At 63.3% G+C, this 10,911-nt stretch carries 12 protein-coding genes; 11 read left to right on the forward strand and 1 reads right to left on the reverse strand.

Features of this window, described 5'->3' with window-relative positions; all coding sequences use genetic code 11:
• Positions 1 to 185 precede the first annotated feature (185 nt).
• The 11 genes from ATN84_RS05645 (at position 186) to ATN84_RS05695 (ending at position 10,438) form a co-directional block, all read left to right on the forward strand.
• Entirely contained in the window at positions 186 to 965 is a 780-nt protein-coding gene (locus tag ATN84_RS05645; protein WP_068880543.1) for an alpha/beta hydrolase, read from the forward strand.
• Between the two features lie 235 nt (positions 966 to 1,200).
• Positions 1,201 to 2,373 (forward strand): benzoate/H(+) symporter BenE family transporter, encoded by a 1,173-nt coding sequence (locus ATN84_RS05650; RefSeq protein ID WP_068880544.1) that lies wholly within the window; start codon positions 1,201 to 1,203, stop codon positions 2,371 to 2,373.
• 107 nt (positions 2,374 to 2,480) lie between these two features.
• Positions 2,481 to 2,924, forward strand: coding sequence for a DUF2852 domain-containing protein (locus ATN84_RS05655; RefSeq protein ID WP_068880545.1), 444 nt, complete (start codon positions 2,481 to 2,483; stop codon positions 2,922 to 2,924).
• 96 nt (positions 2,925 to 3,020) lie between these two features.
• The gene (locus ATN84_RS05660) at positions 3,021 to 3,779 is read left to right on the forward strand and encodes a M48 family metallopeptidase (RefSeq protein ID WP_068880546.1); all 759 of its coding nucleotides are present in this window, start codon (positions 3,021 to 3,023) and stop codon (positions 3,777 to 3,779) included.
• Positions 3,776 to 4,408 (forward strand): YdcF family protein, encoded by a 633-nt coding sequence (locus ATN84_RS05665; RefSeq protein WP_068880547.1) that lies wholly within the window; start codon positions 3,776 to 3,778, stop codon positions 4,406 to 4,408. Before ATN84_RS05660 ends, ATN84_RS05665 begins: the two co-directional genes overlap by 4 nt.
• Positions 4,409 to 4,890: 482 nt before the next feature.
• The gene (locus ATN84_RS05670) at positions 4,891 to 5,556 is read left to right on the forward strand and encodes a phosphoribosylanthranilate isomerase (protein WP_068880548.1); all 666 of its coding nucleotides are present in this window, start codon (positions 4,891 to 4,893) and stop codon (positions 5,554 to 5,556) included.
• A 17-nt stretch (positions 5,557 to 5,573) separates the two neighbouring features.
• Positions 5,574 to 6,794 carry a tryptophan synthase subunit beta gene (gene trpB, locus ATN84_RS05675; protein ID WP_068880913.1) on the forward strand — a complete coding sequence of 407 codons (1,221 nt, stop codon included), beginning with the start codon at positions 5,574 to 5,576 and terminating at the stop codon, positions 6,792 to 6,794.
• 16 nt (positions 6,795 to 6,810) lie between these two features.
• Positions 6,811 to 7,281 (forward strand): hypothetical protein, encoded by a 471-nt coding sequence (locus ATN84_RS05680; protein WP_068880549.1) that lies wholly within the window; start codon positions 6,811 to 6,813, stop codon positions 7,279 to 7,281.
• Positions 7,278 to 8,117 (forward strand): tryptophan synthase subunit alpha, encoded by an 840-nt coding sequence (trpA, locus tag ATN84_RS05685; protein ID WP_068880550.1) that lies wholly within the window; start codon positions 7,278 to 7,280, stop codon positions 8,115 to 8,117. Before ATN84_RS05680 ends, trpA begins: the two co-directional genes overlap by 4 nt.
• Positions 8,118 to 8,156: 39 nt before the next feature.
• Positions 8,157 to 9,080 (forward strand): acetyl-CoA carboxylase, carboxyltransferase subunit beta, encoded by a 924-nt coding sequence (gene accD / locus ATN84_RS05690; RefSeq protein WP_068880551.1) that lies wholly within the window; start codon positions 8,157 to 8,159, stop codon positions 9,078 to 9,080.
• 26 nt (positions 9,081 to 9,106) lie between these two features.
• Positions 9,107 to 10,438, forward strand: a complete 1,332-nt coding sequence (locus tag ATN84_RS05695) for a bifunctional folylpolyglutamate synthase/dihydrofolate synthase (RefSeq protein ID WP_068880552.1) — start codon at positions 9,107 to 9,109, stop codon at positions 10,436 to 10,438.
• 123 nt (positions 10,439 to 10,561) lie between these two features.
• Here ATN84_RS05695 and trxA read toward each other — a convergent pair whose 3' ends face one another.
• Positions 10,562 to 10,885, reverse strand: coding sequence for a thioredoxin (trxA, locus tag ATN84_RS05700; RefSeq protein ID WP_068880914.1), 324 nt, complete (start codon positions 10,883 to 10,885; stop codon positions 10,562 to 10,564).
• Positions 10,886 to 10,911 lie beyond the last annotated feature (26 nt).

Genomic DNA, 10,911 nt, shown 5'->3' on the forward strand with positions numbered 1-10,911 from the left:
TCAGGCGAGAAATCACCCCCGCGAGCGAAACCTCTCATTTGCCCGCAATGAGCGAAATATCGGGCATGATCACGGGTATTTCAAGTGCGATCCGCGCAGATCGGGCAGGTCGAGGGGTTTCAAGCCGGCCGATTGCATGGCACAAGGCGATAACCCATGCGGGCCGCAGCAAGAGGAGACGATCAATGGACGCGCAGGCACCGGATTTCATCGATGTGAACGGGGCGAGGATCGCCGTTCATCATCGTCCGGGAGCAAAGGCGCCCGGTATCGTCTGGCTCGGCGGCTATCGCTCCGACATGATGGGCGGCAAGGCCGTGCATCTCGATCAGTGGGCGGCTTCGAGCGGACATGCCTGCCTGCGCCACGATTATTCCGGCCACGGCCAGTCCGGCGGCGATTTCAACGAGGGCACCATCTCGCGCTGGCTGGAGGAAAGCCTCGCGGTCTATCGCCGTTTCGCAAAAGGTCCGCAGATACTGATCGGCTCCTCCATGGGGGCATGGATTGCCTTGCGCATGGCGCAGGAACTGAACAATTCCGGCAATGGCCCGGCAGGCATCGTGCTGATCGCGCCGGCGCCCGATTTCACCGCCGAACTGGTCGAACCGCAGATGACGGACGAACAGAAGCGCGACCTTGACGAAAAGGGTTATTTCGAAAAGCCGTCCGACTACGCCCCCAATCCTTACATTTACACCCGCAAACTCATTGAGGACGGGGGTAAGAATCTGGTTCTCAGGGGTATCATCGAGACCGGCTGCCCCGTCCATATCCTGCAGGGCATGGAGGATGCCGACGTGCCCTACCGCCATGCGCTCACCCTCATCGAGCACCTGCCGATGGACGACGTGACGCTGACGCTAGTGCGCGACGGCGACCACCGCCTGTCGCGGCCGCAGGATCTTGATCTCTTGACCCAAACCGTTGCGGCGCTCGCCGACCGCATCGCTGCTGCGAATTAAAAGAGGAAGCCGTTTGATGGAGTCGCTAGGCGCCCCCCTCTGGCCTGCCGGCCATCTCCTCCGAAAGGGGGGAGATGGGCTGACAGCACCCGCAGCTCTTATTCTGCGCCGTCTGAGATTGGTGACTAACGTTGATGAAGACGTAATCTCCCCCCTTGCGGGGGAGATGCCCGGCAGGGCAGAGGGGGGCGCTGTCCCGCCGATGTCGCAATCTAGAAATGAAAGGCCATAACCCATGCGCCTCTCCGTCATCGCGTCGGCAAGCGTGGCCGCCTTCGTCGGCTTCGGCGGCACGCTGGCGCTCATCATCGCCGCCGCGCAGGCGCTGGGGGCGACGCAGGTCCAGACCGCGAGCTGGGTGACGGCGATCTGCCTCGCCATGGCGGTCTCCTCAAGCTGGCTCAGCTGGCACTACAGGATGCCCATCATCACCGCCTGGTCGACGCCGGGGCTGGCGCTGATCGGCGCGAGCGTCGGCTTCACCATGCAGGAGGCGGTCGGCGCTTTCATCGTCACCGCCATCGCCATCATCATCACCGGGTTGATCAAGCCGATTTCGGCGCTGGTGTCGCGCATTCCGGCTTCCGTCGCCTCGGGCATGCTGGCGGGCGTATTGATGAGCTTCGTCATCGGCGCGGCGAAGACATTGCCGGTCGATCCAGTCCTTGTCCTGCCGCTGGTGGCGCTGTTCTTCGTCATCCGCCTGTTCAACCCGGCGATGGCGGTGCTGACGGTGCTTGTCGCCGGCGTCATCTTCGCCCTTGCCGCCGGCCGGGTGCCCGAGCTCCCGGCACCCGAACTTTCGACGCTGACCTGGATCACCCCCGTCTTCCACGCAAATGCGATGATCGGCCTGGCGCTGCCGCTCTATCTCGTCACGATGGCCTCGCAGAACCTGCCGGGCTTCGCGGTGCTGCGGGCGGCCGGCTATGAGCCGCCGACCGCCGCCTGCCTTGAGGTGACGGGTCTCGTCTCGCTGCTGACCGCGCCGTTCGGCGCCCATACCAGCAACATGGCGGCGATCTCAGCCGCGCTCTGCACCGGGCCGGACGCCCATCCAGACCCCAAGCAGCGCTGGCTGACCGGCCCCTTCTACGGGCTCTGCTACCTGATCTTCGCCATTTTCGGCGCATCGCTGGTGGCGCTCTTCGCCGTCCTGCCGGCGGTGCTGATCGTGCTCATCGCCGGGCTTGCCCTGATCGCGCCGTTCATCAATGCCATGGTATTGGCGCTGAAAACCGAAGACGAGCGGCTGGCGGCGATCGTCACCTTCGCCGTCACTGCGTCGGGCATCACGATCGGCGGCATCGGCTCGGCTTTCTGGGCGCTGGTGGCAGGCCTTGCGGTAGCCGCGCTCGACCATGCCAAGGGCGGTCTCAGGTCCGTGAAACAGAAGCAATCGGCCTGAATTGCGGCCGGAAATCGTATTCAGGCTTCTTGAAAAGTCATTATTCGTTCACCAATTCGATATCAGGCCGCCAATAGGGGCCGGCTGTTGATTGAAACGGGGTTGATATGACTAGTTCCGCATTGATCCGTCCGGCCTGGACGCCGGCCACCATCGCCCTGATGGTCATCGGTTTCGCCGTCTTCTGGCCGCTTGGGCTCGCCATGCTCGCCTACATTATCTGGGGCGATCGTCTCGAAGGCTTCAAGCGCGACGTGAACAACGCCACCGACGGCGTTTTCAAGGGCTTCAGCCGCGGTTGCGGCCGCGCCAGCGCGACGTTCTCGTCCGGCAACGTCGCCTTCGATGAATGGCGCGAGAAGGAGCTGGAGCGGCTTGCCGAAGAGCGCCGCAAGCTCGACGAAGCCCGCGCCGACTTCGAAAGCTATGCGCGCGAATTGCGCCGCGCCAAGGACAAGGAGGAGTTTGACCGCTTCATGGCCGAGCGCCGCAACGCAGGCAAGAAGACGCCTGCCCGCAAATCCGGCTCCGACATCACCGATGTCGAATAACCCGGCATTTGATATGCTTTAATCTGGAGACGGCGCGGAATCTTCCGCGCCGTCTCTCTTTGCGCCAAATTTTCGCGAATCATCTATTCTCCGCCCATGGTCCTGTCCCTGTTCCGCGCCGCGCCGAAAAAGAGCCCCGACATATCGGGCGACCGGGCCTATGAGGTCGCCGGGCGCACCCTGCCGTTGCGGGTGGTGGAAAATCCGCGCGCCACGCGGCTGACGCTGCGCATCGAAGCCGGCGGCAAAGGGCTGCGCGTCACCATCCCGCCCGGATTGCCCGCGCGAGAAGTGGACCGCTTTCTCTCGCGCCACGAAGGCTGGATCGAGGCCCGCATCGCCAAGCTGCCGGACCGCCCGACGGTGCGACCCGGCATCAAGGTCCCGGTCCGCGGCGTGCCGCATCTGATCGTGCACGAGCCGGGACGCGGCACAGTGGAGCAGATCGCCGGCGAGGACGGCGCACGGATGCTGATCGTCTATGGCGACCGGCTGCACCTCCCGCGCCGCGTTGCCGATTTCCTGAAACGCGAGGCCAGAAGCGACATGGAAGCGCTGGTCGCCCGCCACACCGCAAGCATCGGCCGGCGCGCCAAGGCGGTCCGCTACAAAGATACCAAGAGCCGCTGGGGCTCCTGCACCTCCGACGGCGTCCTCTCCTTCTCCTGGCGCATCGCCATGGCCCCTCCCCCCGTCATCAACTATCTGGTGGCGCATGAGGTGGCACATCTGATCGAAATGAACCACGGCCCGAAATTCTGGAAGCTGTGCAACGAGCTCTGCCCCGATACCGACCGCTGCAAAGCCTGGCTGAAGCGCAATGGCAGCGCCCTGCAGGCAATCGATTTCTCATGAGCAACCCGATTGATAATGCAGCGCGCACGCTGTGGGACTACCATCTTGTCCATGACGCATTGCGGCCCGCCGACGCAATCATCGGCCTCGGCAGCTACGATCTGCGGGTGGCGAAACGCGCCGCAGCGCTCTATCGGGCCGGACTTGCGCCGATCCTCCTCTTTACAGGCAAGTCGGGCAATTGGACCCGAGACCTTTATGAAAAGAGCGAGGCGGAGGTCTTCGCCGACGTTGCAGCCGCCGAGGGCGTGCCGCGCGCGGCCATCAGAATCGAGCCTAATGCGACGAATATCGGCGAGAATATCCGCTTCTCGCACGACCTTCTCGGCGACGATCTGCGGAGCGTCATCATCGTAACCAAGCCGCAGACGCAACGCCGCGCCTTCGCCACCATCGCCAGACAATGGCCGGACGTCGAGGCCGTGATTACCGCGCCGCCGACCAGCTTCGAAGACCAGCCGACATCGGCCTATCCGTTCAAGAAATTGGTCCATGAGATGGTCGGCGACATCAAGCGCATGCTCGAATATCCGGCGCGGGGCTTCCAGATCGCCCAGGCGGTGCCGGTTGAGGTGATGGCGGCCTATGATTTTCTCGTCGAACACGGTTTTGACGAGCATCTGGGGTAGTGCGGTTCTTGTTTTGATGGAATCGGTTTGCTTTGGTTAGCGATGGCCTAGATGCCTGGCCGTTGGTGGGGTGGCGATGTTCAGGCATGGATCCTCGGGTCAAGCCCGAGGATGACGATTGCTGGGATGTTTTCCGCCAATCATCAACGTCAGAACCTGGCGCAAACCTCTCCAGTCCGTCCCCAGGCTTGACCCGAGGATCCATTCCGGAACGGACCAAACGGAAAACCGCTTCGCAGATGCGGCACCATGCTCGAACATGGGTTGGCTGTTGACGCCAATCTCCAACCTTTCTGCCCGCAGGGACGGTTCTTGTTAGGAGGAAGCACCTCCACCCGTCATCCCAGTGCTTGTCACTGGGATCCATGCCTCAACTGTGCCGTCTCCGCACCGTATAAATTATTGATCGTTCCCGTATGGCAGCGAAGCACTATGTATGGAAAAGCTCGACTCGCCGGCTAAATTATGCGACGTGGCAGGCTATGGCTCTCGATATCAAAATATGCGGCTTGAAGACGCCTGATACGGTTGACGCCGCGCTTCGCGGCGGCGCGTCGCATATCGGCTTTATTTTCTTTCCCAAGAGCCCACGCAATATCGATCCCGAGGTGGCCGGCCAGCTTCGCGCCGCGGCGCAGGACCGGGCGAAGGCGGTGGCTGTGACGGTCGATGCCGACGATGCGGCGCTTGATGCGATCGTCGAGGCAATGCGCCCCGACATGCTGCAGTTGCACGGACATGAGACGCCGGAGCGGCTGGCCGCGGTCAAGGCGCGCCACGGCCTTCCCGTGATGAAGGCTTTCTCGATCCGCGAGGCGGCCGATCTCGACGCGATCGCCCCTTACAAGGGCATCGCCGACCGGCTGCTTTTCGACGCGAAGCCGCCGAAGGGATCGGAGCTGCCGGGCGGCAACGGCGTTGCCTTCGACTGGGGCGTGCTGGCGGCGCTTGACGGCGACGTCGATTACATGCTTTCGGGGGGCTTGAATGCGGGCAATATCGCCGAGGCGCTCAGCCGAACCAATGCCGGGGGCATCGACGTCTCGTCGGGCGTGGAAAGGCTGCCGGGTGAAAAGGATGTGCGCCTGATCGAGGAATTCTTCCAGGCCATGCGCGCGGCGGCGACCAGGATGCCGGGCGCGGCCTGAACATGATGGAGCGAGCATTGAACAAGCCGGCTGAACCAAACTCATTCAGGACAGGACCCGACGAAGAGGGCATGTTCGGCATTTTCGGCGGTCGTTTCGTCGCCGAAACCTTGATGCCGCTGATCCTGGAGCTGCAGGACGCCTATGATTCCGCCAAGGACGACCCGGAATTCAAGGCGGAGCTGCAGAACCTTTCGACACATTATGCCGGCCGGCCGTCGAAGCTCTATTATGCCGAGGGTCTAACGAAACATCTCGGCGGCGCGAAGATCTATTTCAAGCGCGAGGACCTGAACCATACGGGCAGCCACAAGATCAACAATTGCCTCGGCCAGATCCTGCTCGCCAAGCGCATGGGGAAGACGCGCATCATCGCCGAGACCGGCGCCGGCCAGCACGGCGTGGCGTCCGCCACCGTCGCCGCGCGCTTCGGCCTGCCCTGCGTCGTCTATATGGGCGCCACCGATGTGGAGCGGCAGAAGCCGAACGTCTTCCGCATGAAGCTGCTCGGCGCTGAGGTAAAGCCGGTCACCGCTGGCAACGGCACGCTGAAGGACGCGATGAACGAGGCGCTGCGCGACTGGGTCACCAATGTCGAGGATACCTATTACCTGATCGGCACGGCGGCCGGCCCGCACCCCTATCCCGAGCTCGTCCGCGATTTCCAGGCCGTCATCGGCACCGAGGCGCGCCAGCAGATCCTCGAACAGGAAGGCCGCCTGCCCGACGCGCTCATCGCGGCGGTCGGCGGCGGCTCCAACGCCATCGGCCTGTTTCACCCCTTCCTCGACGACAAGGATGTAAAGATATACGGCGTCGAGGCGGGCGGACACGGCCTCGACGGCAATGAGCACTGCGCCTCGATGAATGCCGGACGCCCCGGCGTGCTGCACGGCAACCGCACCTATCTCCTGCAGGACGAGGACGGCCAGATCCTCGAGGGCCATTCGGTCTCGGCCGGGCTCGATTATCCCGGCGTCGGGCCCGAGCATTCCTGGTTGCGCGACACGGGCCGGGTCTCCTACGTGCCGATCCTTGACAATGAGGCGCTCGACGCCTTCCAGCTGACCACGCGGGTGGAGGGCATCATCCCGGCGCTCGAATCCGCCCATGCGATCGCCTATGCCGTCAAGCTTGCGCCCACCATGGGCAAGGATCAGGTGATGATCGTCAATCTCTCCGGCCGCGGCGACAAGGACGTGCACACGGTCGGCAAGCTGCTCGGCATGGATATCTGAGAGCATCCGGCAAGCCATGGACACCGCCGCAGCCGATACCTCCACCTATATCCCGCGCGCCGCAAGGTTCGCGGAACTGGTGGCGTGCGGCCCGGCGACGATCAAGCTCTCGATCATCGAGGCCGATGCGGCGCAGCCGGTGACGGGCGCTGCAATCGATGCGGTCAGGGCCATAATTGCGCAAGCGGGCGGCAGGCTTGCCGCAACCCGGCATCTCAACGCCGGTTTTGCCATCCTCCACCAGGGCGAAGAGGGGCTATGGTTGCTCCTGCACTGGTGGCTCGAAGGCGGGATCGCGACGCATCTTCTCTGGCGGTCCGATCTCGAGGGGGAACCGAAATTCGCTCCGGCGGAGCCGTTGCTGATGGCCTGCGTCTGGGAGCTTGGAATTATCGATTTTGAACGGCGCGCATGGATGGAGACGGCGATGTCCGGCAAACCCATCTCCGACTATCTGACGCGCACCATGCCACGGGGCACAGTATGACCACACGCATCGACAGAAAATTCGCAAGCCTGAAAGAAGAGGGGCGCCCGGCGCTCGTCACCTATTTCATGGCCGGCGACCCGGATTACGAGACCTCGCTGAAGATCATGAAGGCGCTGCCGGAAGCGGGCGCCGACATTATCGAGCTCGGCGTGCCGTTCTCCGACCCGATGGCCGACGGCCCGGCGATCCAAGCGGCGGGGCTGCGCGCGCTCAAGGGCGGGCAGACGCTGGTCAAGACGCTGGCGATGGCGGCGGAGTTCCGTGAAGCCGATGATACGACGCCGATCGTGCTGATGGGCTATTACAACCCGATCTATATCCATGGGGTCGAACGTTTCCTCGCCGAGGCGAAAGAGGCTGGGGTGGACGGGCTGATCATCGTCGACCTGCCGCCCGAAATGGACGAGGAGCTCTGCATTCCGGCGCTGAAGGCAGGCATCAACTTCATCCGGCTGGCGACGCCGACCACGGATGACAAGCGCCTGCCCAAGGTGCTCGAGAACACCTCCGGCTTCGTCTATTACGTCTCGATGACCGGCATCACCGGATCGGCGCTGCCCGATACGTCGAAGGTGGCAGGCGCGGTCAGCCGCATCAAGGCGCATACGGCGCTGCCGGTCTGCGTCGGCTTCGGGGTCAAGACATCAGAGCAGGCGAAGATCATCGGCGCGTCCGCCGACGGCGTGGTCGTCGGCACGGCGATCGTCAACGCGGTCGCTAATACGATCCGGCCCGACGGCTCGCTGGTCGCCGATCCGGCGGAGGCGGTCGCCACCATGGTGCGCGGCCTTTCCACCGGGATTCGCGCCGCGCGCCTTGCAGCCGCCGAATAAGCGCTTAAGTCTAGATAAAGAAAACGAAAGCGAGAGATCATGAACTGGATCACGAACTACGTCCGGCCCAAGATCAATTCGATGCTCGGCCGCCGCGAAATGCCGGAAAACCTCTGGATCAAAGATCCGGAGACCGGCGAGATGGTGTTCCACAAGGATCTCGAGAGCAATCAGTGGGTGATCCCCGCTTCCGGCCATCACATGCGGATTCCGGCCAAGGACCGCCTGCGCTTCTTCTTCGACGACGGCCAATATGAGACGCTGGAAAACGTCAAGGTTCCCGTCGATCCGCTGCGTTTCCGCGACGAGAAGCGCTATGTCGACCGGTTGAAGGATTATCGTTCGCGCACCGGCCTCGACGACACCATCATCAACGCGCTCGGCACGATCGAGGGCCTGCCGATCGTCGCCACCATCCATGAATTCGGCTTCATGGGGGGGTCGCTCGGCATGGCGGCCGGCGAGGCGATCGTCAAGGGGTTCGAGACGGCGATCGCGCAGAAGCGGCCGCTGGTGCTGTTTTCGGCCTCCGGCGGCGCGCGCATGCAGGAAGGCATCCTGTCGCTGATGCAGCTGCCGCGCACCACTGTGGCGGTGGAGATGCTGAAAGAAGCGGGCCTGCCCTATATCGTCGTCCTGACCAACCCGACGACGGGCGGCGTCTCGGCCTCCTATGCCATGTTGGGCGACGTGCATATCGCCGAGCCCGGCGCACTGATCGGCTTTGCAGGGGCACGCGTCATCGAGCAGACGATCCGCGAGAAACTCCCCGAGCGCTTCCAGACCGCCGAATATCTGATGGAACACGGCATGGTGGACATGGTCGTCTCGCGTCTTGAAATGAAATCGACCATCGCGCGTCTCCTCAAGATGATGATGAAGCAGCCGGCAACCGCCCCTGCGGCTTTGGCGGAAGAGGCCGAAATCGTCCAGGACAGCGCGCCCGACAGCGCCGCCGCCTAGAGACCTTTCATGGAAAGGCTCTGACAATGGCCCTGAAAACCGCCGAACAGGAAATCGAGCGGCTTCTCGGCCTGCATCCCAAGGGATTCGACCTTTCGCTCGACCGCGTCACGCGGCTTCTCGACGCGCTGGGCAATCCGCATCTGAAGCTGCCGCCGGTCATCCATATCGCGGGCACCAACGGCAAGGGATCGGCGAGCGCCTTCGCCCGCGCGCTTCTCGAATGCGCCGGGCTGGCCGTGCATGTCCATACCTCGCCGCATCTCGTCAACTGGCATGAGCGCTACCGCATCGGAGCGCCCGGCGGCGGCAAGCTGGTGCGCGACGAGGTGCTGGCGGAAGCGGTGTCGCGCGTGGCGGAGGCCAATGCCGGCCGGACGATCACCGTTTTCGAGATTCTCACCGCCGTCACTTTCATCCTCTTTTCCGAGCATCCCGCCGATGCGGTCATCCTCGAAGTGGGGCTCGGCGGCCGGTTCGACGCCACCAATGTCATCCCGGAACCGGCGGTCTCGCTGATCATGCCTGTTTCGCTCGACCATCAATCCTATCTGGGCGACCGGGTGGAGCTGATCGCTTCGGAGAAAGCGGGCATCATCAAGCGCGGCTGTCCGGTGGTGATCGGCTTCCAGGAGAACGACGCCGCGCGCATGGTGATGATGGAAACGGCGGAGCGGCTCGGCTGTCCCCTCTCCGTCTACGGGCAGGACTATTTCGCCTATGAGGAGCATGGCCGCATGGTCTATCAGGACGAGACCGGCCTAATGGATTTGCCGCTGCCGCGCCTTCTCGGACGCCACCAGCTTGCCAATGCCGCCGCTGCGATCGAGGCGGTGCGGGTCGCCGGCTTCGATATTCCCGACCGTGCCGTGGAAAAGGCGGTGACCGTGGTCGACTGGCCGGCGCGGATGCAGCGCCTTACCCATGGGCGGCTGGTCGAGGCGGCGGTGCCGGAGGCAGAAATCTGGCTCGACGGTGGGCATAATCCCGGCGCGGGCATGGTCATCGCCGAAGCCTTCGCGGAACTCGAGGAAAAATCCTCGCGGCCGCTTTTCCTGATCACCGGCATGATCAACACCAAGGATCCGGTCGGCTATTTCAAGGCCTTCACAGGGATGGCGCGGCATGTCTTCACCGTGCCCATTCGCTCGAGCAGCGCGGGCATCCCGCATGAGGCGCTGGCGGTGGCAGCGGAAGAGGCGGGTATCTCCGCCGAGCCGGTGCATTCAGTCGAAAACGCGCTGAAGCTTTTGCGCGATACCTGGGACCCGAACGACATCCCGCCGCGCATCCTGATCGGCGGCTCGCTCTATCTGGCGGGCGACGTGCTGGCGGATAACGGAACACCGCCGAGCTGAAAACCTGAGAAAATGGTGTCTGTTTTTTGCGATTTTCCGAAAAAATTCGCGAAAAATTCTTGGCAAAAAGCATGAAAAAGCCCGGTCGAAACCGGGCTTTTTCGTCTGGTACCGTACCGGCGGTTACGCCGCCGAGGTCTTGATCCAGTCGGACAGACGGCTCTTGGGCGCCGCGCCGACCATGTTGGCGGCAAGCTCGCCATCCTTGAACATCAGGAGCGTCGGGATCGAACGCACGCCGAACTGGGCGGCGAGTTCCGGATTCTCGTCGATGTTCACCTTGGCGATCTTGATCTGGCCGGACATTTCCGACGCGATCTCCTCGAGCGCGGGCGCGATCATCTTGCAGGGGCCGCACCATTCCGCCCAGAAATCCACCACGACAGGCTCCTTGGACTGGAGCACGTCGGATTGAAAATTGCTGGCGTCGATCTTTACGGTTGCCATCTGGCTTTCCTTTTCGATTAACAGGT

This window comes from Paramesorhizobium deserti (genome assembly GCF_001558695.1).
Classification (GTDB): domain Bacteria; phylum Pseudomonadota; class Alphaproteobacteria; order Rhizobiales; family Rhizobiaceae; genus Paramesorhizobium; species Paramesorhizobium deserti.